At 35.8% G+C, this 25,167-nt stretch carries 23 protein-coding genes; 20 read left to right on the top strand and 3 right to left on the bottom strand.

Annotation, left to right across the window (positions count from 1 at the left end; all coding sequences use genetic code 11):
• Positions 1 to 181: hypothetical protein (locus V7183_RS10445; RefSeq protein WP_335359443.1), on the bottom strand; the 181-nt coding region annotated here is incomplete at its 3' end.
• A gap of 128 nt (positions 182 to 309) precedes the next feature.
• On the opposite strand from V7183_RS10445, the gene V7183_RS10440 reads away from it, so the two are divergent.
• From V7183_RS10440 to fumC, 10 genes are all read left to right on the top strand, one after another.
• Positions 310 to 1,512 carry an MFS transporter gene (locus V7183_RS10440; protein ID WP_335359442.1) on the top strand — a complete coding sequence of 401 codons (1,203 nt, stop codon included), beginning with the start codon at positions 310 to 312 and terminating at the stop codon, positions 1,510 to 1,512.
• Positions 1,487 to 3,292, top strand: coding sequence for an IucA/IucC family protein (locus tag V7183_RS10435; RefSeq protein WP_335359441.1), 1,806 nt, complete (start codon positions 1,487 to 1,489; stop codon positions 3,290 to 3,292). Before V7183_RS10440 ends, V7183_RS10435 begins: the two co-directional genes overlap by 26 nt.
• A 12-nt stretch (positions 3,293 to 3,304) precedes the next feature.
• A complete protein-coding gene (locus V7183_RS10430) occupies positions 3,305 to 4,402 on the top strand; it encodes an alanine/ornithine racemase family PLP-dependent enzyme (protein ID WP_335359440.1) in 1,098 nt (365 codons plus the stop codon).
• Between the two features lie 79 nt (positions 4,403 to 4,481).
• Positions 4,482 to 5,444 carry an ABC transporter substrate-binding protein gene (locus V7183_RS10425; protein WP_335359439.1) on the top strand — a complete coding sequence of 321 codons (963 nt, stop codon included), beginning with the start codon at positions 4,482 to 4,484 and terminating at the stop codon, positions 5,442 to 5,444.
• Between the two features lie 13 nt (positions 5,445 to 5,457).
• A complete protein-coding gene (locus tag V7183_RS10420) occupies positions 5,458 to 6,486 on the top strand; it encodes a FecCD family ABC transporter permease (protein ID WP_230322455.1) in 1,029 nt (342 codons plus the stop codon).
• A complete protein-coding gene (locus V7183_RS10415; protein ID WP_335359438.1) occupies positions 6,486 to 7,463 on the top strand; it encodes a FecCD family ABC transporter permease in 978 nt (325 codons plus the stop codon). Before V7183_RS10420 ends, V7183_RS10415 begins: the two co-directional genes overlap by 1 nt.
• 31 nt (positions 7,464 to 7,494) lie before the next feature.
• Positions 7,495 to 8,325, top strand: coding sequence for an ABC transporter ATP-binding protein (locus V7183_RS10410; protein ID WP_335359437.1), 831 nt, complete (start codon positions 7,495 to 7,497; stop codon positions 8,323 to 8,325).
• Between the two features lie 279 nt (positions 8,326 to 8,604).
• Complete coding sequence (locus V7183_RS10405; protein WP_335359436.1) at positions 8,605 to 9,135, top strand: cysteine hydrolase family protein; 531 nt, start codon at positions 8,605 to 8,607, stop codon at positions 9,133 to 9,135.
• A gap of 314 nt (positions 9,136 to 9,449) precedes the next feature.
• A complete protein-coding gene (gene nhaC, locus V7183_RS10400; protein ID WP_097898869.1) occupies positions 9,450 to 10,853 on the top strand; it encodes a Na+/H+ antiporter NhaC in 1,404 nt (467 codons plus the stop codon).
• A 180-nt stretch (positions 10,854 to 11,033) separates the two neighbouring features.
• Positions 11,034 to 12,422 (top strand): class II fumarate hydratase, encoded by a 1,389-nt coding sequence (gene fumC, locus V7183_RS10395; RefSeq protein ID WP_335359435.1) that lies wholly within the window; start codon positions 11,034 to 11,036, stop codon positions 12,420 to 12,422.
• Between the two features lie 208 nt (positions 12,423 to 12,630).
• Here the strand turns inward: fumC and V7183_RS10390 are convergent, their stop codons facing one another.
• On the bottom strand, positions 12,631 to 13,416 hold the full coding sequence (locus V7183_RS10390; protein ID WP_335359445.1) for an MBL fold metallo-hydrolase: 786 nt from the start codon (positions 13,414 to 13,416) through the stop codon (positions 12,631 to 12,633).
• A gap of 297 nt (positions 13,417 to 13,713) precedes the next feature.
• Between V7183_RS10390 and V7183_RS10385 the strand changes: the two genes are divergently transcribed.
• The 3 genes from V7183_RS10385 (at position 13,714) to V7183_RS10375 (ending at position 17,945) form a co-directional block, all read left to right on the top strand.
• The gene (locus V7183_RS10385) at positions 13,714 to 14,478 is read left to right on the top strand and encodes a DUF2087 domain-containing protein (RefSeq protein WP_335359434.1); all 765 of its coding nucleotides are present in this window, start codon (positions 13,714 to 13,716) and stop codon (positions 14,476 to 14,478) included.
• A gap of 25 nt (positions 14,479 to 14,503) precedes the next feature.
• The gene (locus V7183_RS10380; protein WP_335359433.1) at positions 14,504 to 15,913 is read left to right on the top strand and encodes an MATE family efflux transporter; all 1,410 of its coding nucleotides are present in this window, start codon (positions 14,504 to 14,506) and stop codon (positions 15,911 to 15,913) included.
• Positions 15,914 to 16,238: 325 nt separating this feature from the next.
• Positions 16,239 to 17,945, top strand: coding sequence for an IS200/IS605 family accessory protein TnpB-related protein (locus tag V7183_RS10375; RefSeq protein ID WP_335359432.1), 1,707 nt, complete (start codon positions 16,239 to 16,241; stop codon positions 17,943 to 17,945).
• 110 nt (positions 17,946 to 18,055) lie between these two features.
• Here the strand turns inward: V7183_RS10375 and V7183_RS10370 are convergent, their stop codons facing one another.
• Positions 18,056 to 18,754: a peptidase E gene (locus tag V7183_RS10370; RefSeq protein ID WP_335359431.1), complete on the bottom strand. Its 699-nt coding sequence runs from the start codon at positions 18,752 to 18,754 to the stop codon at positions 18,056 to 18,058.
• A gap of 188 nt (positions 18,755 to 18,942) precedes the next feature.
• Between V7183_RS10370 and V7183_RS10365 the strand changes: the two genes are divergently transcribed.
• The 7 genes from V7183_RS10365 to V7183_RS10335 all read left to right on the top strand — a co-directional run bounded on the left by V7183_RS10365 (position 18,943) and on the right by V7183_RS10335 (position 24,406).
• A complete protein-coding gene (locus V7183_RS10365) occupies positions 18,943 to 19,356 on the top strand; it encodes a BlaI/MecI/CopY family transcriptional regulator (RefSeq protein ID WP_335359430.1) in 414 nt (137 codons plus the stop codon).
• A 4-nt stretch (positions 19,357 to 19,360) separates the two neighbouring features.
• Entirely contained in the window at positions 19,361 to 20,173 is an 813-nt protein-coding gene (locus V7183_RS10360) for a M56 family metallopeptidase (protein WP_335359429.1), read from the top strand.
• 55 nt (positions 20,174 to 20,228) lie between these two features.
• On the top strand, positions 20,229 to 20,942 hold the full coding sequence (locus V7183_RS10355) for a cytochrome c biogenesis CcdA family protein (protein WP_335359428.1): 714 nt from the start codon (positions 20,229 to 20,231) through the stop codon (positions 20,940 to 20,942).
• Positions 20,943 to 20,960: 18 nt separating this feature from the next.
• The gene (locus tag V7183_RS10350; RefSeq protein ID WP_097898862.1) at positions 20,961 to 21,515 is read left to right on the top strand and encodes a TlpA family protein disulfide reductase; all 555 of its coding nucleotides are present in this window, start codon (positions 20,961 to 20,963) and stop codon (positions 21,513 to 21,515) included.
• Between the two features lie 17 nt (positions 21,516 to 21,532).
• Positions 21,533 to 22,216, top strand: a complete 684-nt coding sequence (locus tag V7183_RS10345) for a prolipoprotein diacylglyceryl transferase family protein (protein WP_335359444.1) — start codon at positions 21,533 to 21,535, stop codon at positions 22,214 to 22,216.
• Between the two features lie 730 nt (positions 22,217 to 22,946).
• On the top strand, positions 22,947 to 23,303 hold the full coding sequence (locus tag V7183_RS10340; RefSeq protein ID WP_335359427.1) for a nucleotide excision repair endonuclease: 357 nt from the start codon (positions 22,947 to 22,949) through the stop codon (positions 23,301 to 23,303).
• 149 nt (positions 23,304 to 23,452) lie between these two features.
• On the top strand, positions 23,453 to 24,406 hold the full coding sequence (locus tag V7183_RS10335; protein WP_335359426.1) for a TRM11 family SAM-dependent methyltransferase: 954 nt from the start codon (positions 23,453 to 23,455) through the stop codon (positions 24,404 to 24,406).
• Positions 24,407 to 25,167: the final 761 nt, after the last annotated feature.

The raw sequence follows: 25,167 nt of genomic DNA, 5'->3' as shown, positions 1-25,167 counted from the left end.
TATCCATTAGATTGCTTATATTTTCTCGAATGACAGAAGAGAGGAGGCGTTCTAATATACCCTCCCGCCCTTTAGATAGATTTTGTTTATATGTTTCATGTAACGGTGGATGATTTTGCTGTAAAAAAGAAAATAGTGTTTGTTCTTCTATATCAAATGAATGAATGCTCGTTAATTGCATAGGAACCACCTTTCTTAATTTTTAATCTTTACAAAAAAGAGAGAATATTTTATATTGTTTCTATGATGACGTTGATAATCATTTTCAATTATAAAGAGTCTATTTAAAATTGCAACAAAAAATTGGGGGTGATTCTTATTCGAAAACCTTTTTTTATTAGTTCATTTTTTTTGTTTATGGGGAATTGGCTCGGAATGACCGCTATCAATTGGTACGTTTATGATTTGTACCATAGTGCAACTTATTTAGGGTGGTTAAACTTTGTACGACTTATTCCTATTGCATTATTTAGTGTGTATGCAGGAAAACTGTGTGATTTATATCCACGTGTCAAATTAATGAAATCATATTCTTTTTTGGGATTTGTATTCACAACTTTACTTGCGATTTATGCTGCTTTCGTTACTCCTTCATATTTTGTTTTTTTACTTTTTTCATTTATACGAGGGGTAATTAGTGCATTAGAGACACCAAATCGGAATACACTTCTTTCAGATATTGATACAAATAATCAAATTAGCAAACTGATTTCCATGCATTCATTTGTTATGAATGTTTGTCGATCAACAGGCCCGGCATTAGCAGGATTTCTTATCGCAGCAGGGCATATTACATTAACATTTATGATGCAGGCCGTTTGTTCACTTATTGCCTGGGTTCTTGTTTTATCAATGAAAGATCAATCGATGAAAAAACGAAAAGAAAAGAGAAAAGCGAGTTGGAAGCAAATTATTGCGTATTTCTCTTATGACAAAATGGGAAGAAATATCTTTGTGACATCACTTATTACAATGGCCTTCGGTTTTTCCTATACGTCTGTCTTGCCAGCGCTTGTTTCAAATCAATTTAAGGGAAAAGCAGAAGTGTTTGGAATTGCTATGTCATCAGCTGCAATTGGTGCGATTATAGCTACTATAATTTTGCCGAAAGCACTGTGCTATATTTCAGAAGTGCGTCTGTATTATGCTAGCTTAATCCTATTTTCAATTTCTTTAGCGCTACTGATTATTAGTAATGCATATGTATTTTTTATTCTCTTATTCTCTATTGGTTTATTTGGTCAGCTATTACGATCAAGTAATCGTGTTTATTTTCAGCATCATGTCCGTGAGGAAGAGAGAGGACTGATGCTTAGCGTAGTGCTGATGGATCGAGGGATGATTCCGCTCGGTTCAATTTTAGTTAGTTATTCTCTTGAATATGTTGGGATTGTCGAAACATTTATTTTGATGGGGATTGTATGTATGATTCCACTTGTATTTCAATTTATCAGTCTGAAACAACAAAAGAAGAGGGGGAGAGAGTTTGTCCATTCAAAGCAAACGAGTTAATAGAGTAAAAGCAGAACGAAGTATTTTAAATCGTTTTTGTAATGCACTTATTCGAGAGAAGGTGTTACAAGAGAGTTGTACGATATGCAAGCATGAGCAGGGCATAGAAATTGTAGATAGTTTAAACGATGTGGAATTATTGTTAGGAGTCAAGCAAGAAGGTGCATTTGAACGATACGAGTTTATATTCCCAATTCGTTTTAAAGTTCGTGGACATATAAGATGGATTGAGTCATTGTCAATGTTTTGGAAAGAAGTAGCTCCATTTTTATATATTTATATTTTACAATCTTTACAAGAAGAATTGGAAAACAGTGTAACCAATTTAGAGTTAGCGTATGAGGCATGGGATCGGAAAAAAGAATGGGTGAAACAACAGTTAGAGACAAACGTTATGTTTGTAACAAAAACAAGACCAAATAATCTATATCAATTTTTAAAAACTTTAAAAATATGCCTACCATTTGATGAGTTTATTTATACGGAATCACTCGTTATTGAAGGCCATCCGCTTCATCCATCTACGAAAACGAAACTTGGTTTATTAAAAGAAGAAGTAAAGTTGTATGCACCAGAATTTGAACATGTTGTTCCATTAAACGTTTTGCTTGTTCATAAAGATGTAGCTGAAGTAACAGGAGATCATATAAAAAAACCACTCATATACGAAAGTTCATCAGATTTATATGAAGCAGTATATACATTACTTATAAATAAAGAGAAAAGAATGGAAGATTATTATCCATTTCTTATTCATCCATGGCAATATGAGCATGTATTACAAGAAGAATACGGTCCAGAATTGGAAGAAGGATGGATTATTCCAATTCCATATCAATTGTCTTCACGTGCAACACTATCATTTCGAACAATGAATATATTAGAACTACCATATCATGTGAAACTTCCAGTACGGGCACAAGCAACGAGTGCTGTTCGTACTGTATCGCCAGAAATTACAGTAAATGGCCCGTTATTATCCGAAGTACTAGATAGCATATATAAAAAGGAGCAACGGTTAGAGCAATCTGTCGTTGTTATAAGAGAGCGGGTAGGAGCTTACTTTTCTAAACAGAATAATAGAGATTTAGGACGTAATCTAGCATTTATTTTACGAGAAGACCCCAATCAATATAGAAGAGAAGGAGAATTACTATGGGTCGGTGCTAGTTTAACAGCAAGTAATCCATTAAAAGAAAATGAACCGGTCATTTTAGATATCATGCGTACATATTTCGGAAAGGAAGACGTTGGTAAAAAAGAGGTATGTCACTATATAGCTCATTATACTGAAAAAGTGATGCTTCCATTATTGGAGTTGGTTTTACAGTATGGGATAGCCTTAGAAGGACATATGCAAAATTCGATTATTGCTACAAAAGATGGTGAAGTAACTCGTATTCTTGTTCGTGATCTTGGTGGGGTGAGAATTCATAAAGAGAAATTAGCAAAATGGATAAATCTTGATAGCATGCGAGAAGCGGCGTTGTTTACGGATGATATGAACGAAGTGTATAACAAATTCATTCATTCTGTTTTACAAAATCATTTTGGAGATTTGTTATTTACAATAGCGAGAACGATTGATGATATACAAGAAAAAGAGTTATGGAGAATTGTTACAGCTGTTGTGGAAGATTTTATGGCAGGGGCAACAAAAGAGCAAAAAGCAGCAATATTTGCTCCTTTCATTGAAACAAAGGCACTTTTTTCGATGAGAATACATGATCAGGCAAAATCGTATTTATATACAAATTTTGCAAATCCGCTTTGTATGTAGGAGGGATGCATCGTGTTACCCATTATGAAAATAAACCTTTCAAAATTAAAGCATAATGCTCTTATGATGAAACAACTGTGCGAGCGTGCAAATATTATGTGTTTTCCTGTAACTAAAGGAGTGGGGGCTGCAACAAAAGTAATTGAAATTTTAAGTGAAGTTGGATTTACAAGGTTTGCGGATTCAAGATTACAACATCTCCAAAAAATCCGTTCGCTGATGGGAAGCGGTGTAGAATTGCTTTTAATTCGTACACCAGCTTTATCAGAAGTGGAGGAGACGGTTCAGACCGCAGATATTAGTTTGAATTCTGAATTTTGTGTGATTGAAGCGTTAGGAAGGGCGGCAGTACGATGCGGAAAAATACATCGGGTTATTTTAATGGTAGATTTAGGAGATCTTCGTGAAGGGATACTGCCTGAACAAACGGTAGAGACTGCACAAAGGGTAGTTGAAGTGCAAGGAATAGAACTTTTTGGTATTGGAGCTAATTTCACTTGTTTTAGCGGTGTGATTCCAACTGAGTCTTCTTTACGAGAGTTAACGCAATTAGCTGAGTTAGTTGAAAGAAAAATCGCACAGCCACTTTCAATTATTTCGGGCGGAAATTCTAGTTCTTTACCTCTTATCTTACAGAGGAAAGACATAGGGCGTGTCAATTCTCTTCGGATTGGCGAAGCTATTTTCCTCGGGAAAGAAACAGCATATGGGAAGAACATTCCTTTTATGTACCAAGATATATTTTTGGTGGAAGCTGAGATTATTGAGATGAAAAGAAAGCCCTCGATGCCTAAAGGAGTGATTGGAAAAAACGCTTTTGGTCAAGTTCCATGTTTTGAAGAGAAAGGAGAACGATTGCGGGCTATCGTTGCGATTGGTCGACAAGATTTGGATATTAGCGGATTATATCCACTTGATGAGCATATCGAAATTCTTGGCGGAAGTAGTGATCATTTAATTATTGATATAACAGATAGTATAACATATCGTGTCGGTGACAAAATTCAGTTTGTTCCAGTATATAGCGGGATGCAAAGTGGGATGTCTTCTTCATTTGTACGTAAACAATATGTATTCGATGATGTCATACAAAAGGTGCATAATTTGTAAAAGTATAGACAATTATCAAAATTATGTTATTATATTAAGTGAAAATGATTATCAATATTAGTGGATGGGGGATTACATAATGAAAAGACAGAAAATTGGTATTGCCGCATTAGCATTTTCGTTAGCGGTGGGTGCTCTTTCCGGATGTGGAGCGGAATCAAAAGAGACGGTGAAGAAAGAAGATAAAGCAGAAACAACAAAACAAACTGGAGTAGTAAAAATTAAGAACGCGTGGGGAGAAACAGAGTTGAAGGAAACTCCAAAACGAGTGGTAGCACTGGACTTCTCATTTACTGATACATTAACAGCTTTAGGAGTGACACCAGTTGCAACTGCAGGGATAGGAAAAACAAAAGTTCCAGAATACTTACAAGATAAAGTGAAACAAACAACGGATGTAGGTGAGAGGAAAGCACCAAACTTAGAGGTAATTCAATCAGCAACGCCAGATTTAATTATTGCAAGTAAGGATCGTCATAATATGGTTAAGAAAGAATTACAAGATATCGCACCAACGATTGCTTTAGACGATAATAGCTATCAAGAAGTATTAGAAAATGTTGATACCATTGCAAAAGCTGTTGGTAAAGAAGATAAGGCAAAAGAGATAAAGAAAGAGTTAACAGATAAGATTGCCAAAACAAAAGAACAAATAAAAGGTGAACCAACTGCAGTTGTAATTGGTGCGTTTGATGGTGAATTTTCTGTTTGGATTAAAGATTCCTTTATTGGAACATTAATGACAGACATTGGTGTGAAATATGCATTTGAAGGTAAAAAAGAGCAAACAGAAGGTAAGGCGGAAATCGCAAAAATCACTATGGAACGCTTAAATGAAATTAATCCGGATTACATATTCTTATATGGTGAAAAAGTTGAGAAATTTAAAGAAAACCCACTATATAATAACTTAAAAGCTGTAAAAGAAAAACATGTAATTGATGTGGATCGTAACCTATGGGCGCGTGGCCGCGGGCCAATTGCAGCATCAAAAATTTTAGATGAAGCCATCCCAGCTTTTACTGGTCAGTCAGCTAAGTAGGGAGTGGACTGCTTTGAAGGAGGAACAATTAGAGAGCAAACGGGAACTTTTTCCGTATGCTCCTTCTGTTTTTAAATTTATTTTTTTCTTTCTATTATTACTAGTAATCGCTAGTATTTCTGTTTTATTTCGTGTGAAAGGCCTTACACTATCTAATCTGCATGAAGTATTTTCGGCAGATACGAAAAACTTAATTTATTATACAGTGTGGCATGTACGTATGCCACGTGTTTTACTCGCAATATTAATTGGTGCTGCGCTAGCAGTTGCGGGGTGCTTATTACAAGGAATTACACGTAATCCGTTGTCAGATCCAGAAATTATGGGGGTAAACCAAGGTGCTTCTTGCTTTGTCGTGTTAGCTCTTTTAATTTTTGGTGATAAGGATGCGAGCTTTGTTATTTTAATAGCAGCTTTTGTTGGTGCTGCAGTTGGTGGCAGTGTTGTTTATTCCTTGGCGTTTCGCGGAGAGTATACACCGTCGCGCCTTGTATTGGCTGGGATTGCTGTTAGTTTCTTTCTTGGTTCTGTAACAACAGGATCTATTTTATTATATGAAACACAACTAAATGAAATTTTATACTGGATGGCTGGTAAATTATCTGGGGCAAATTGGCTTGATATAAAGTTAACATTAGTAACAGCAGGCCCAGTTATTATTATTACTGCTTTACTAGCAAATCAGCTGAATATTCTCGCTCTTGGTGAAGAAACAGCGCGGGGATTAGGGATCAATGTCCTTCGTATACGCCGCATCTTTGCACTTATCATTGTTCTATTAGTTGGAAGCGGGGTTGCAGTGGCAGGCCCAATTGGATTTGTAGGTTTGATGGTTCCACATATTGCAAGGAAAATCGTCGGTGAAGATTATCGAATCATTATACCATTTTCAGCATTACTTGGAGCGAACTTACTTGTCTTTGCTGATTTTGTAGCGCAGTGGGTTTCCTATCCAGCAGATACACCTGTGGGCGTTATTACCGCATTGCTTGGCACACCATTCTTTGTTTACTTAATGAGAAGAAAGAGGGGTGCTATGTGATGAAGAAATTTGGGCGATTCACAATGATTATGATAGTAGGCGTTCTATTATTAATTCTCTTTGCAGTGCTTAGCTTAAGGTTAGGTGCAGTTCCAACACCGTTTTCGCAAATCGTGGAAGAAATAACAACAGGGAAAGGAGTCGTTTTAAAATATCGTGTGCCACGTCTGGTAATCGCGGCGTTAGTAGGTATTAATATGGCACTATCAGGATCTATTTTACAAAGCATTACGAGAAATCCGCTTGCTGCTCCTGATATTATTGGGATTTCTGCTGGAGGAGGACTTGTTGCTGTTGTGATGCTTTTAGTGTTCCCGAGTGCACCGCCGATGATGCTTCCTGTTGCCGCGTTTTTGGGTGCACTGCTCGCAAGTATACTTGTTTATGTGTTATCGTACCAAAAAGGCGGGTTAAAACCAGAACGTCTTGCGTTATGCGGAGTCGCAATATCTGCTGGCTTACAGGCTTTAATTACATTTATTATTGTAAAGTTTGCGCTCGATTCCTCACAGGCACTTGTTTGGTTAAAAGGAAGTTTATATGCACGGTCTATGCAACACGTTGAAATGCTATGGCCATGGACCGTTGTTGGATCTGTGATTGTGTTTTTAAGTTATAAACAAATTAACCTTCTCTTATTGAATGAAGAAACAGTAAGAGGACTCGGTATGCGCTTAAATATTGTCCGTTTCATACTAATTGGTACAGCGGTTGGATTAGCTGCTAGTTCTGTAGCGGTTGCAGGAACAATTGGCTTTGTTGGTCTTGTTATTCCACATGCAGCACGTTTGTTAGTTGGTTCAGATAGTAGAGTGTTTTTGCCAGTTTCGGCTTTACTTGGTGCATTACTTGTAGTCGGCGCAGATATGGTGGGAAGAATTATAATCCCACCTATTGAAATACCAGCCGGAATCATTACAGCACTTATTGGAGCACCTTATTTTATTTACCTAATTGTTAAGAGAAAAGCAGCATAAAATAAATGATATATAATAAGGAGTGAACAAGATGACGAGTTTATATACAGAGCATCTTGAACTTACCTACGGAGAGAATACTATTATTCATAATTTAGAATTACATATTCCAAATGGGAAGATTACAGCTCTAGTAGGGAGAAATGGTTGCGGGAAATCGACAATTTTAAAATCATTAGCACGTCTTCTGCAACCAACAAAAGGGAATGTTTATTTAGATGGTAAGGCTATTCAAACAATGCCAACGAAAGAAGTAGCGAAAAAACTAGCTATTTTGCCTCAATCTCCGACAGCACCTGAAGGACTTACAGTTGAGGGGCTTGTGTGGCATGGACGATATCCACATCAACGTTTACTTGGAAAACGGAGTGATCAAGACTATGATATGGTCAATTGGGCACTGCAAGTAACGGGAATGACTGATTTTAAAACTCGTACATTAGATGAACTATCTGGTGGACAAAGGCAACGAGTTTGGATTGCAATGGCACTTGCACAAGATACAGAATTGTTATTATTAGATGAACCAACAACATATTTAGATATGGCACATCAGCTTGAAGTACTCGAACTATTAAAGAAGTTAAATGAAGAAGAGAATCGGACAGTCATTATGGTTGTACATGACTTAAATCATGCGGCGAAATATGCACATCATCTTGTTGCTATAAAAGATGGGAATAAAGTAATGGAAGGTGCACCGAAAGAAATTTTAAATGATGAATTGTTCGAAAATGTATTTGGTGTAAAAGCTCGTGTTACATACGATGAAATTGCTAAAACATATATGTGTACACCGTATGCGTTAATGAAAGAAGAAAAAGAAGTGCATAATCAACAAGAAGATCGTGAAGTTGGATAAAGAAGAAGCTGCTCCAAAAGGTTGAGAAAAAACGACCTTTTGGAGACAGCTTCTTCTTTTTCATCCTTGTATTATTTCATTTTGATAGAAAGTTCAATGGTCTCAATTCATAATCAGCATGCGTTGAAGAAATGCTCCACTCTATAGTTGAATATACGAGTCATTTCAATCATTCATTATGCGTAATTTGATAACGTATTTTGGACACATTAAAAAGGTGAATTTTCAAGTGAACATGTTGAGTGATTGTGCTAAAAAAATGTTTTGGAGGGATTTTTTATGATAAGAAATTGTGCCGCATTACTTATTATTGATGTGCAGACAGGGTCTTTTCAGGAGGAGCAACCACTATATAGGGGAGAGGAGTTATTAGGAAATATCAAGTTGTTAATTTCAAAAGCTCGCTTTGCTAAAGTACCTATTTTTTATATGAAGTACAATGGAAAGGCTGGTTCTTTACTTGAAAGAGAGACTCCTGGGTGGGGAATTCATACATCTATAGCCCCGTTAACGGAAGACATTATTATTGAAAAAAATCATCCGGATTCATTTCATAGAACGAACTTGCAACAGGAACTAGATGAACGAAATATAAAACAAATTGTAGTGACAGGAATTCAAACGGAGATTTGCGTGGATGCAACATGCAGGCGTGCTTATAGTCTTGGATATGAGCTTACCCTTGTAGAAGATGGACATAGTACATATGATTCTAAAATCTTATCTGCATCACAAATTATTGATCATCATAACGAAATATTTGCTCAGTGGTTCGCTAATGTTAAACCAGCTAAGCAAATTGAATTTTAGTTGATGTTTTATTATACAATTAACTTTTGGTTAAAAATATTTCCAATTACATATATTGTTATTTTTAAAGTTCGTTTTTAGACTTGCTTTTCGTAATGGATGAATATGCATTATCGGAAATTATAAATAAAAATGCAATATTTTTTATAATTTTCATTGCGAAAAGCACAATCTACTTTTACAATAGAAAATGTTGTATATATTATACTGGAAAAATAAATCGAAATAATGTGAAAATTGCGTTTTGTCTTTTGTATGTAGTATACACGTGAGACGACACACATCATGTTATCGACTTGTAAGGAGAGAAACAAATGAAAAGTGTAAGATTACCATCGATTCCGGAAATCATCATTCTATTATTACTGTTTCTTGCTGTCGTCTTTTCTTTTCAAACGATTTTTAATCTCCCAATTCAATTAGCGCTATTTATTTCATGGTTTTTAGTTATTGCGCTTGGATTAAGGTTAGGATTTCGTTATCAAGAATTGCAAGAGGCAATTACGAAAGGAATTACCAATGGATTAGAAGCCATTCTTATTTTAGTTGCTGTAGGAGCACTAATTGGAACATGGATTGCTGGCGGTGTTGTACCGACATTAATTTACTACGGGTTAGAATTCATTCATCCGAGTATATTCTTATTAGCAACATTAATAATTTGTTCCATTACTTCTATCGCAACAGGTACATCATGGGGAACAGTTGGTACAGCAGGTATTGCTATGATGGCAATCGGTGAAGGACTTGGTTTGCCATTGCCGCTGGTTGCTGGTGCCGTTCTTTCAGGCGCTTATTTTGGAGATAAATTATCGCCACTTTCTGATAGTACAGTACTTGCTGCTTCAATGGCAAAAGTAGATGTTATTGCGCACGTTCGAGCTATGCTTGTATTAGATGTTCCAGCATACATTATTACCGGTATTATGTTTACAGTTGCCGGATGGATGTATGGCGGAGATAATGTTGATTTACAAAAAGTGGAGTTTTTAAAAGAATCTTTATTAAAGCACTTTGATATTAAAATATGGATGCTTGTTCCAGCGGTTATTGTTATTGCACTATTAGCAATGAAAAAACCATCAATGCCAACGATTGCAATGGGAGCGCTTCTCGGTGCGATTTGGGCAACTCTTTTCCAGGGCATGCACTTTGGGGATGCAATTGGAACGGCGTATAATGGTTTCTCTATTCAATCAGGTGTAGATTTCATTGATAAGCTGCTAAATCGCGGCGGGATCAACGGTATGCTTGGTTCAGTAGCAGTGATTATTTTCGGATTAGGATTTGGTGGATTACTTGAAAAACTAGGTGTTTTAAAAGTAATCGTTTCAAAATTTGAGAAGAAACTAAACTCTGCAGGAAATGTAACACTTTCCACATTAATTGTTGCATTCTTAGCAAATGTATTTGGGTGTGCAATGTATGTATCACTTATTTTAACACCAAAAATTATGCAAGAAAGCTATGATAAATTGAAATTAGATCGCCGTGTGTTAGCCCGTAACTCAGAAGTAGGCGGAACGTTAACTTCAGGTATGGTTCCATGGTCTGATAACGGGATCTTTATGGCTGGTATTCTAGGTGTGTCAACATTATCATACGTCCCATTTATGTGGTTAAGCTTTGTATCATTGATTCTTGCAGTAATTTACGGATATACAGGTAAGTTCATGTGGTATGTGGATGATACTGAAAAAGGGAAGCAAGTATCATAGTAACAAAGAGGTCATCTTTTGCGAAAAGCAAAGGGTGGCCTTTTTTATTTTTTTAAGTACATATTTTGCTATTTTGACAGGAGGATGAAATTATCTTAACGTAAGTGAGAATCTTTATCATTCTAATGAAAGTCTGTTACAATAAGAATGTAGGTATTTTATTTTTAAGGGGATGAAAAAATGGAGTACAGAATTGAAAGAGATACATTAGGAGAAATGAAAGTTCCAGCTGATAAATTATGGGCAGCACAAACGCAGCGCAGTAAAGAAAACTTTCCAATTGGAACGGAGCATATGCCGCTTGAAATTATACAGGCATTTGCAATTTTAAAGAAAAGTGCCGCGATTAGTAACCAGAAATTAGGGAAGTTGTCAGAAGAAAAAGCTCAGGCAATTGTAGAAGCAGCTGATGAAATCTTGGCAGGAAAATGGAATGAGCATTTCCCGCTTGTTGTATGGCAAACAGGCAGCGGTACACAATCGAATATGAATGTAAATGAAGTAATTGCAAACCGGGGGAATCAAATTTTAAAAGAAAAAGGACTTGATGTACATATTCATCCAAATGATGATGTGAACATGTCTCAAAGTTCAAATGATACATTCCCAACAGCGCTTCACGTTGCTTGTGTCATTGCGGTGGAAAATCAAGTACTGCCAGCAATTACGAAATTTAAAGAAACATTACAAGAAAAAGTAACTGCTTTTCAACATATTATTAAAATTGGGCGCACGCACCTGCAAGATGCAACGCCTCTAACATTAGGTCAAGAAATTAGCGGTTGGCACCGCATGCTTGAAAAAACAGAGCGTATGATTACAGATAGCAATAAGTATATGAAAGAACTTGCGATTGGTGGCACTGCAGTTGGAACAGGAATTAATGCCCACCCTAAATTTGGTGCGATGGTAGCAGAAGAGATTAGCCAGTTTACAGGGAAACAATTCGTGTCAGCACCAAATAAGTTTCATGCGTTAACAAGCCATGACGAAGTTGTTTTTGCACATGGAGCATTAAAAGCGTTAGCTGCTGATTTAATGAAGATTGCGAATGATGTGCGCTGGCTTGCAAGTGGTCCACGTAGCGGTCTTGGTGAAATTATTATTCCTGCCAATGAGCCAGGTAGCTCAATTATGCCAGGTAAAGTAAACCCAACACAAAGTGAAGCTTTAACGATGGTGGTAGCTCAAGTTATGGGAAATGATGCGACAATTGGATTTGCTGCGAGCCAAGGTAACTTTGAGTTAAATGTATTTAAACCAGTCATTGCGTATAACTTCTTACAATCCGCTCAATTATTAGCCGATGCGACTGTTTCATTCAATGATAAATGTGCAGTTGGTATTGAGGCGAATGAAGAAGTGATTAATCAAAATGTAAATCGTTCTTTAATGCTTGTGACAGCATTAAATCCACATATCGGATATGAAAATGCAGCAAAAATTGCGAAACATGCTCACAAAGAAGGATTAACTTTAAAAGAAGCAGCATTACAATCAGGATTATTAACAGAAGAACAGTTCGATGGAATTGTAGATCCGAAGAAAATGATCGCACCAAAAGAATAATTTGAATGAATGATAGAAAGCCAAAATCCTCGTTTGAGAGTCTTGGCTTTTTTGTATTACATGCAATGAACATGTTAATTAATGAATTTGGAGTTACATTTTTATCATATATATAAATACAAGTTGAAAAACCGACATGAAAATCCCTTTCTTTTTAGGGGGACGAGAGCATTTGGCCATGCATAGTAGCGATTTGTATATTAAAAAATTAAAATTGAATGCTGAATTGACGAAATGAATGAGTACCGGTACCGTGCTTAACTAAATCTTTTTCATTTAAAAATTGAACAGCATATTTCACTTCTTCCAAAATAGTAGGCGGAAGACCAAGGGTATGGTGTGACCCGTAAATTTGTTTAATGTGTGAAAGGCTTGCGATTTTGTCTAGGGAATGAATTAAGTCATGTGGATCTGTTGTTGGATAAAAAGCGAAAATGGTTCCTTCGTAAAGCAAATCTCCTGTAAATAAATATCCAGTCTCATAATCTTGTACACATATATGTCCTGGCGAATGGCCTGGGGTATGTATAATTTTCACGCTTCTATTTCCAATATCAATCATATCACCATCTTGTAGTAATCTAGTTGGTCTTCCTTGAAATGGTTTGAAAGTTTCGGGATGAAATGCCTTAGGGATAGGTAAGGTAATGTCACGAGCGATATCTTTTCGAATCTGGTCGATAGATAAGCCTTTAATTCCATTAACTAACCAATCTTCTTCTAATATATGTACGTATATCTCTTCGAACACCGCGTGACTCCCGATGTGATCCCAGTGAACATGTGTTGTTATCACGATGATTGGTAAATTTGTTAGTTGATCAGTAATTCGTTTTATATTGTCGATGCCTAATCCAGTATCAATAAGAATTGCTTTGTTGTCTCCTAATAGTAAGAATGAGTGGACTTTCTCCCAATGCCCATATTCACTAATGGCAAATGTTTTTGTATCGATTTGTTGTACAGTAAACCAAGAATCTTGAATTGTGACCATCATTTTTTACACCCCGTTATAAATTCTAATAATCTCCTCATTGCAACATGTAGTGAAAGCGAAGAAGCTAAATGAGAATTCCATTGATTAAGAGTTATTTCTCCGCAGTTGTTGAGAATACCTTTAGAAATAATTTTTTTATTATGATTAAAGGTAAACGTTTTTTAATAATGTTTATAAAATGAGTAAACAATACCTTGAAAAGTTTAATCTGTTTGTGATAAGATGATGAAGCATAAACAAACGATATCGTAATTTGTTTACAATTTTAATAAACGGTTTGGAGGATTGTTTGGTATGAGTGATATTTCAGAGAAGTTTTGGGATGCTTCCGTTGAAGAATTGAAAAAAGGATATGTATTTGAAGAGGGGACAGAAGAATACATTTGTTTAGCTTGCGGAGAAACTTTTATAAAAGGTGTTATTTATCAAGACGACAATATTTTGTATGAAGCAGAGAAATTTACGCAGTTGCATATTGAAAAAGAACATACATCTATGTTCGAATATTTATTAAATCTTGATAAAAAGTTTACGGGTTTAACAGATTTACAAAAGAAAATGGTTCAGTTTTTTCATATGGGTTTAAATGATAAAGAAATTGTGAAAGAGATGGATGGAGGAAGTACATCGACAATTCGTAATCATCGATTTACATTGCGTGAGAAAATGAAGCAGGCGAAGGTATTTTTAGCACTAATGGAATTGTCAGAAGAAAAATCAAAAGGACAGTCTAAATTTTTACCGATTCACCGCACAGCTACAATGGTAGATGACCGGTACAATATTACAGAAGATGAAAATGATGAAGTGTTGAAATTGCATTTTACAGAAGGATTAGATGGACCACTTGTTAATTTTCCGAAGAAACAAAAGCGCAAACTTATCATATTGAAGCATCTAGTGAAAAAGTTTGATAGCACTCAGAAGTATACAGAAAAAGAAGTTAATGAAATCTTAGGAAATGTATATCCGGATTTTGTCACATTGAGAAGATATTTAATTGAATATGGTTTTCTAGATCGCACGCCTGATGGAAGTAAATATTGGGTTAAGTTATAAGGAAAATGAAAAGGAGAAATGAATTTTGAAATCACCTACAGATAACAACCAAGAAGGTGTCGAATCACAGAATCAAGAGAAGGAAAGGAAACCGATATGGAAATCGATGTCCATGTTTTTAGTTCCTTTACTTTTAAGTAATGTATTACAATCAGTTGGACAATTGTTTGGTATGGTAGTGGTAGGACGATGGCTTGGTGTGAATGATTTAGCTGCTATTTCTGCATTTTTTCCATTGTTTTTTCTGCTTGTTTCGTTCGTAATTGGAATTGGATCGGGTAGTTCTATTTTAATCGGTCAGGCGTTTGGTGCTCGTAATGAAGAGCGCTTAAAAGCAATCGTTGGTACTACGCTTACCTTTACCTTTATAATAGGAGCCATTTTGGCCGTAGTGGGAAGTATATTTGCAATGGATATTATGCGCCTTATGGGAACACCAGAAAACATCATTGATATAAGTGTACATTATGCACGTATTTTATTTATTTCCATGCCAGTTTTATTCTTATATTTTGCATATACAACATTTATGCGCGGTACAGGAGATTCCAAAACGCCATTTTACTTCCTAATTGTTAGTACAGCATTAAACATGATATTATTACCTGTTCTTATCTTTGGTTGGTTAGGACTTCCGAAACTTGATGTTTATGGAGCGGCTTATGCTTCTGTTATCTCAACAATTGTAACGTTCATTGTTATGCTTATTTATTTAAAGAAAAAAAATCATCCATTACAGTTAGATGCCACAGTACGAAAGTATCTTCGTATGGATTGGGATCTATTAAAATTATTATTACGCCTTGGTATTCCAGCGAGTATTAACATGATATTAGTTTCGCTATCAGAGATTGCGGTAATTGCATTTGTGAATCGCTTTGGTTCTGATGCGACTGCAGCATACGGAGTTGTGAACCAGGTTGCAAGTTATGTGCAAATGCCAGCGGTTAGCCTTGGGATTACCGTGTCAATTTTTGCTGCACAATCGATTGGTGCGAATCAATTTGATCGATTGCAGAAAGTTGTTCGGGCAGGAATTGTGATGAACTATATAATTGGGGGCGTATTAATTACTCTTATTTACTTGTTCTCAAGAGAAATTCTATCGTTATTCTTAACGAGTCCGAATACAATTGAAATTGCACATAGTTTAGTTATGATTACACTGTGGAGTTATTTGATTTTCGGTCACGCACAAATTATTGGTGCGACAATGCGGGCAAGTGGAACTGTACTATGGCCGACTGTCATTGGTGTCGTATCAATTTGGCTTGTGGAGGTACCTGTTGCTTATTTTCTGTCGTATCACACAAGTCTTGGTATAAAAGGGATATGGATTGGATATCCAGCAGCATTTATTGTGAGCTTACTTTTACAATACGGCTATTATAAACTTTCATGGCAGAAGAAACGCATTACACGACTTGTTAGTTAAAATAAAAATGTCCTCAGTGTTGAAAAAGTCCCTTAAAAAAGAAAAAGAAGATAATCACCCACTATATATAGATAATTATCTTCTTTTTTATTTCTGTATATTGATAAAAATTCTGTTATTTACTCAAAGTAGACACTTTTTCAGTAGCCTTGTGTTGAAATGGGGACATTTTTATCATTTTAAGCGAGAAGACCCCCGTCTCAAGCGCGAAAGCGGTAGGCGGGGGATGAATCGCTATTTTTTTGTTTTTTCAAACATCCCACTTGAAACATACGTTCGTATTTGGTATATTTTTCATATACCAAATACGAAGGGAGTGTGTCCGATGAAAAAAGCGTATTTTTCAAATCGAATCTATAAGAGTGGATTACATCCAAAATATGTGGAAGCCATAGGATATACTCTTTTCCTATGGAATCGTGCTAAACATTTTGCCTTTCAAACACAAGTATTAGAAAAGCGTTCGGGTACTTCTAAACGCTCTCAAAGTGTGCATATGACTATCAAATCACGTTTCTCCCTGAATGACTATTATGCAAATAGTGCTGTACAGGAAGCGAATGCCCTCCTTTCTTCCCAGACAGAATTACAGAAATTATACATAGAGAATAAAAAAGAACAAATTCATGCGGTGAAGAAGAAAATCAAACAAACGAAATCCAACTTGACTGTATTACGTAAAATAAAACAATCTTTCATCAAGGGAAAGCCAAAGTTTAATAAAACATCAAAAGAACAACAAATGGGACGATATTTTGTGGTTCAATTTAAAAAGCGAACGGACCTCTACTATCATGCCTACCAATTTGAGCACACTTATATAGATCCGGAAATCAAACATTTGCAATCGAAGCTAAGGAAGCTTAGATTTCGATTCGATCGATTACAAAAACAACTCGATAGCTTAACAAACAAAGTTTCTTCAGCTGTCTTTGGAAGTAAGAAATTATGTAAAGCACAACATACTGTAGAAAAGTACAAGGAAGATCATCAGCTTTGGAAACATGATTTTACACAAGCTCGTTATCAAAACATGTTGATTTCAGGTCGAAAAGATGCGAAATCAGGAAACTTTGTTTTTACCTACAATCCAGACACACAATCTCTTCGCTTCATCACACCAAATGGCATAACCATTGAAATCCCTCATCTTACCTTTCCTTATGGACAAGACCAAGTAAATCATGCGGTTCAAACACAATGGGACTGTACAAATAAAAAGAAAGCTGGAAAACCGATTGGTTGGGCAATAGAAGACCATGGTGCGTACTATATTTTTAAATGTGTAATCGATGGGGACGAAAATTCCAATCAAAACTTCAGTAGATCCGACGGTGTCATTGGGGTAGACTGCAATGTTGACCATTTTGCATGGGCAAATATCAATAAAAAAGGACAACTTATCAAAATAGGTACATTCTCCTTTGGTCTAGAAGGAAAGACATCCGGACAAATCACGAAAATCATCGAAGCAGAAACGGTTGCATTAGTAGATTTAGCTGTAAAAACAAAGAAACCCCTTGTAGTTGAAAAATTAAAACTAACAAAAGCAAAGGTGAAGAACCCATATGGCAACAAAAAAGCAAACCGGATCATCAGCATGTTTGCCTATCGAAAAATGATTTCAGCTATTCAAAGTCGGGCTAAGAAAATGGGTGTCACTGTATTTGAGGTGAATCCAGCGTACACTTCTCAAATGGGTAAAATGAAATATATGAAACGCTTTGGCATTAGTATTCATCAAGCAGCATCTTATGTTATTGCTAGAAGAGCAATGGGCTTTGAAGAAAAACTTCCACCTGTGTTGTATTCTCTACTACCGGAGAAGATGGTAGGTCTACATCACTGGGCGCAGTGGAAGTATTGGTCTAGAATCCTATCTGATTTGCGCGTTCATGCCTTCTATCAGATGGAGCTTTCGAGTAACGACAAGATTCGTTCCATCAACGAACTTTTTCCTCCCGGTGCTCTTACAGACTGGGAGATCAAAGGTTTGTCTCAGTTTGAAAGCAGAAGAATCATATTTTGTTGAATGGGTATGGTCGGCTAAGTGTTTTGTCTTAGTTGTCCCTATGGGGAATCCCCTTCCTCAAACATTCCTTAGAATGTTAGGTAGGGGTAGTTCAATTGAGTATAAAGAACCTATAGATAACTTTTCAAAGTTACATCAAAATGGTGTCTCATGAGTTTTCCATCGTGCATATAGAATTCCCAGGCTTTCTCTGGATCTCCGATAATCTCAAAGGAATTTTCTGTTATATATAAAGCGCAATTATCCTCTAAAGCAATTCCATCTATATTACATGCATGATTTTGTAAGAATAAATGGAAAGCGGTTGCTCTATCCGGTTGATTGTAATGGGGACAGAAGTGTTTGGTTACCATATTCCAACCATTGCTTTCTATATAGCTATCTCCTATATAATTAGAACGAAGTCCGGTTGTAAACCAGCACATAGCACCAGCGCTACATCCTACAATGAATGTTCCATTGTTTAGGGCTGCTATTAATTTTTCATCTATTTTGTTTTCCTTCCACTTTTCAAGCATATTGATATAATTTCCTCCACCTAGATAGATGAAATCAGCAGAATGAATCATTTCACTTATTTTATCTTCGCTCATGCTTTCTTTTGTACAGCGTAGGATGTGAACATCACACCCTAATTGTGTTTCAAATGTTTCTCTAAATTCTTTTATATAACCTTCATCATCATTGCTTGCCGTTGGGATAAACAGTACCCTAGGAAATTGTTTCCCAGTTAACTCTATAAGTCGTTGATTTATATGGAAATGATCTGTTTGCTCTAGATAACCCCCGCCAATTACAGCTAACTTCATAATGAAGCACCACCTAATAGATTTTTGTTATGTGTAGAATTTCGCTGTAAAAGAGTTTCATTCCTGCTGTAACAAAATATGAAAAGTAAAAAGCGTAAATGAATAAAGGAAATGTTTTTTGAGTAATTTCTATATTTGACATTTTATTTATTTCATACTGCAATTCGTAGTGTGATGGGAGGTAGTATATGTTCACACAAAACTATAAGTTAAATGAGCAAGGATTAAACCATTTCTTTGGACCGCTCGAAGCGAAGATTATGGAGATTATCTGGAATACCCCGGATATTACGATTAAAGAAGTTCAGCAAAAGCTCAGTGAAGAATCTCCTGTGAATTTTAATACAGTAATGACTGTGATGAATCGGTTAGTAGAAAAAGGACACTTACAAAAACAAACGGTAAAAAGAAGCGGTGTATATCGTGCTGTACAAACGAAAGAGTCTTTTTTATCAAATCAAACAAAGAAAATGACACAGGAATTAATGGGGGAGTTTGGTGATCTCGTTATGAATCACATGCTAGATGAACTAGACCAAGCTGATCCAGCTTTAATAAAGAAGTTAGAAGCAAAACTAAATCAATTGAAAAAAGAGGACTAGTATGATGAAGTGGCAAATACGAAAAATGGTATTGTTAGCATACATCATTAGTATTCTCTTTTTCGGTATGTTAGTGTACTACGTTACATATCCATTTCTCTTTGAAAATAAAACACTTTTTTTATCACAGTTTTGTCTCTTTGAATTGCAAAAACACATGAGAGAATTATCGATTATTCGCATCATAATGAGTGGATTGTTGTTATTCACCTTATTGGTTGTATGTAAAAGAGTATGGAAACAGTTTTTTTATAGCCGGAAATTACAGAGAAACTTGGTTGGGATGATTCGGAAAGAAAAACAACTGTATTTGCTACCATCTTTAGAAGTTACAGCGTTTACTATCGGGGTCATTCATCCAAAAATCGTTCTTTCAGAAGGGGTATTTCAATCTTTTTCAGAAGAAGAAATCGATGCGATTGTATTGCATGAAGAATATCATCAAAAGAATCGCGATCCTTTAAAATTGTTTCTCTTTACGGTGTTAGCAGAAGGGATGATGTATGTTCCAGTATTGAAAGGGATGTTACAGCGTTATCATATGTATCAGGAGCTATTGGCAGATAAATACGCGATGAATCAAATGAAATCATCTTTTGCGTTAGGTAGTGCATTATTAAAATTAATTAAAATAAAAACAGCATCTACGCCGTTTATAACAGCGTCGTTTGCGAAGACGGCAATAAATTTGCGCATTGAGCAAATTGTTAGTCCATCACCTATAAAGCTAAGCATACCGTTACATACAAATTCAGTTTACGTGACTATGGGGCTATTTCTTATTTCGTTTGTACTAATTATTGGAGAGTGCATATAGCCTCTTTTTTTAACATTTAACACTACCTCGTGTAGTGTTATGTAGGAGGAGAAAAATGAACGCAGCAGATTTAACGATATGGCTTGTGGTAGGAGCAGGGATACTTTCGTTTGTATCGCCATGTTCGCTTCCGCTATACCCATCTTATTTGTCGTATATTACAGGTGTTTCCATTCAAGATCTAAAAGAAAACCGTGGTATGATGCAAAAGTCAGCACTGATGCACACGTTGTTTTTCATAATCGGTTTTTCCATTATTTTTTATGCACTAGGTTTATCTGTAAGTTGGATTGGTGTAACCTTTACCTCTAATCAAAGGCTGATTCAACAAATTGGTGGAATCTTTATTATCATCATGGGTTTATTTATGACAGGACTATTTCAACCGAAATGGCTTATGTCAGAAAAGAAAATTCATTATAAGGGTAGATCGACTGGATATATACGTTCTATTTTTGTTGGTATGACATATGCAGCTGGCTGGACACCATGCGTGGGTCCGATATTCTCTGCGGTGTTAATGCTTGGTGCGACAAATCCAGATGAGGCACTTCTTTATATTACAGCGTATACGCTTGGTTTTGCAGTTCCATTCTTTGTCATGGCATTTTGTATAGGGAAAGTAAAATGGATTGTGACATATGCGGGTGTCATGATGAAAATTGGCGGAGGGATGATGATTTTGACTGGTGTTTTACTTTATACGAATCAAATGACTAAAATAACTGCATTCTTCATCAGATTATTTGATGGATTTACAGGGTTTTAAAAAATAGGAGGGAAAATAGTGAAAAAATTAATTGCAATTATACTGGCTGGAGCGCTTATTTGGGCTGGAGTTAACTTTTATAATTCTAAGCAAGAAGAAAAAGAACGGAAAGCAAAACAAGCAGCACTGCAAGAGAAAGAAGTATTACCACAGCCAGGATTTAAAGCTCCAAAAATCACACTAAAAGGACTTGATGGAAAACTTTATTCATTAAATGATGCAAAAGGAAAGCCGTATATTATCAACTTCTGGGCATCATGGTGTAAGCCATGTGAAATGGAAGCACCAGACTTAGTACGTCTTTATGAGAAATATAAAGGAGAAATCGAAATTTTTGCGGTGAATGCAACGATTGGAGATCCAGTGCAAGAAGCGGAGGCGTTTGCAGAGCGTTTTGGATTTAAGTTTCCAGTTTTGCTAGATATAGATGGAGTGGCAGGACTTGATTATAAAATTGTTTCACTGCCAACAACATTCTTTGTTGATAAAGATGGGATTATTGTAGATCAAGCGCGTGGAGTATTGCCTCCGGATCAATTAGAACAGAAATTTAAACAATTAATTGAGAAGTAAAAGGGGACATCATAATGATGATGGAATGGATGGTGAAAGTACAGCCGATTTCCCCTGTATTAGGAGTTTTAATTGGGCTGGTTTTGATGAAATTGAAGTTAAAGAAACAATGTATTCCATATGAGGGAATTATGGATACGATAACAAATGGCTTCTTTATTATTATGTTAGTATGGAAATTTGCACGGGTACTTTTAAATCCGGAGTGGGCTGTTCATGCACCGTGGCAAGCATTATTAGCTGTTGGAGATGTAAATCACATTATAATTGGCTGTTTCATTGCTAGCGGATATGCTATATGGAAAAGTAAAAAGGCTGATTTTTCACTTTGGATTTTACTAGATGTACTTCCTTTTGCAATCGGAAGCATTATTATTTTTTATTATCTATTCCATCAGCATGTTGGCATGAACACAACAATGCCGTGGGGAATGAAACTGTATGATTCGAAATTTTCCTATCATCCTATATATATGTATGAAATTATGATAGCAATCTGCATAATGGGATGGCTGTGGATAAAAAACGAGAGATTAGGAACTAGAAAATACATGAGTTGTTTTCTAATTGTAGAGGGGATTGCGCATATATTCATTTCACTTATAATTGAGCAAGTTCCATTATTATTTGGTCTATCTCTGCAGCAGTTACTTATTTTTGTTGTGATTAGTATAGGTATTGTATTGCTCCCGAAAAAATAAAAAACGGCAATGTATGAACGACTGTTCGTACATTGCCGTTTTTAGTATTTTTATAGATTGTATGAATCGGTATCTTTAATTAGTGTGGGGTGCCCCCATAAGTGTAAAGTGAGTATAAGGTTATTTAACTTACAATAAAATCCTTTAAAAAATAATAAAGTTTCTGTAAGCACTACAGAAACTTTATTATTGATTTTTGAGTGCAAACAGATTTAAATGGATAGAAATTAAACAACTTTAAAGAGCCTTACTACACACCAGTTATCAAGACCTAAATCCAAAAAACACTTAAAATATCAAGCTCCTAACATATTATATATGACTAATATGTTAGGAGCTTTTATTTTTGTTAATGAGTTTTGAAACTGAATTTGAATAGTATTTTTCTCTATTTGGGTAGAAATAAGTAAAGTCCCATAAACGGTCGTTTTTGGTACCCATGCTTACAATAAAATTGGTTCAAAAACAAGTAGCCATTACCATGTTCTTGCGATCTACATCCATAAAGAGTCGCAAAGTAATACTTTATAAACCATTACGGTTAGTGACAAGAACCCTGTCATCAGGACATAGAAGCGGTCAGATTCTTTTCCTGCCCCATGCCAAGTGTATCGATACATAAGTTTTAGTTTGAAATAACATGCCAACAATGAAGAGGGAAGCTACAATAGATTTTACTTGAAGCCTGTGATATCATTTAACTTTATATAGAAAGAGGGCGTGAGCAATCGTGATTACAATTAAAGCGCCTAGACCCGATATTACAATTACGAAACAGAAAGATCCGGAACTAAGTAATATGTATGGGTTTACTGATTTTCACTTAATTCCTAGAGATAAAGGTGGAATCTTTATGTTTTATAACAACAAGAATGAACTAATGTTTGTTGGTAAGGCAAGAAAGTTAAGACCAAGAATAAAAAAACATTTTGAAGATACTGTATCAGTAATCAAAGACCATAGAGGTGAAGTAATCAAAATTGATGTTTGTCTTGTAGAAAACGCGATGGAAAGAGAAATTTATGAAACATATATCGCTAATAAACAAAAGTCGAAATATAATGTAGACAAAGTGTTCTTTAAATAAGTAAAAGCTCATAAAAAGGACTAATAAAATGAGACAACTTTGCCTCGGCTTATTAGTCCTTTTTTACCGCTTGCAACGTTACGTTGCACAATGATACGGATATCATTTGAGAGAAAGAACAATTTGATACGATAAAGGATGGGAATAGATTGGATAATCATAGCCAAACACCGGCGTATATATATACGTATGCATTTCGCGAAGAGGAACGTTCTTTATGTTATATGGAGATGCGCTCACTTTTTGGAACGGAATCGCACTCTAATATATTGAAAAGCACAATCAAAATTGATCCGAGCCGAAGCCCGTTTATTAAAGAACGGATTGACGTAATGTATGAAGGAGATGAACTGCCAGATATTTTGAAGCAGGTCGAACAGATTGATTTGTCTGGATCCACGTTCAAAGTCATCTTCGTTAAAATTAATGATCTTGATAAATCGAAAAAAATAGAATACGGAGAACGCCGCCTTATTGAGCGAGATATCGGCATGCATATTGAAGGTGAAGCCGATGTGCATCATCCAGAGCGTGTATTTGGCATTGTAATCATTGGTGGACGTTGGTACTTCGGAACATATATGGAAAGCGAGGCTGTTTGGTTCCATCATGTGAAAAAACCACGCAGCTATTCTACGTCACTAAGCACACGTGTAGCGAGAGCTGTTGCGAATATCGCTGTGCCAAATCCTGATGGAGTCAAAGCGATCGATCCATGCTGTGGTATTGGAACGGTAGTGGTAGAAGCACTCTCTATGGGCATTGACATCGTTGGCCGTGATATTAACCCGCTTGTCGTAATCGGATCAAGAGAAAACATCGCGCATTTTGGTTTTGAAGGAGACGTAACGGTAGGACCTATCGAAGACATTCAGACAAACTACGATGTAGCAATTATCGATATGCCGTACAATCTATTTACGTGCGCAACACCAGAAGATCAATTCTCGATTTTAAAACATGCGCGCCGTATTGCAAAAAAAGTAGTAGTTGTAACAAGCGAAACAATGGATCACATGATCGAAGAAATTGGATTGGAAATTACAGACCGCTGTGTAACAAGAAAAGGAAACTTTTCTCGGCAAATTCTTGTTTGTGAATAGGGAAGTAAGGGAAGACCAATGGGTGCATTGGTCTTTTTTTTGTTTACTTTTCATTTTTAATGGTACAATTTCACTTTGAGGGTAAGGTAGAGTGGGATATGGACAAAAATAAGCACGGTGAAATGCGCTATTAGGGGTCACCATACATGCCCATCAAGCTAAGATTTTGAAGTACCCCCAAAACAAATATTTTATCTCACTTTTTTGTTTTATAGATTATTAATTTCTTTTATTGTTTTATTAAAAAAAATGTTTTAGACTATAGAATAAAGTATTAGACTATTTCCGTAGTCTTTTCAGAATAAATTAGTTAAAAATAAAAGACTACATACTATACGCGAAAGAGTATGAAACAGAGGAATTATAGAAGGGGTTAACTGGTTTTGGAGGAGGACATAGCCCATAGCGGGAGGCGTATCCGCAGATGTAAAGCATCGAGGACCTTGAAAATAAGAATAATCAACTATCTAGAAAACTATTAGACGATAAAATACAATATGAAATATAATAATGCCAATGCATCTCTTTTTTTAATGTGGGTACGCTTTCGAGCAGTAACTCTTTAGACTATTTTGGAGCATTGGCATACATAGAAAAAAGGCCCCTACAAAAAGGAGTCTTTTTTTATGTTTCTTGCTTATCATAAGAAAATAGTGTATAGGCTACACTGAACTAGACAAAAAAATTAAGGTCAAGTAGACTACAACTAATATATTTGAGGAGAATCTACTATGACGAAAAATAAAATAGAAAGAAGAACC

It is taken from the genome of Bacillus sp. JJ1127 (genome assembly GCF_036965845.1).
Lineage (GTDB): Bacteria > Bacillota > Bacilli > Bacillales > Bacillaceae_G > Bacillus_A.
This window is presented reverse-complemented; position numbering and strand designations above follow the sequence as displayed.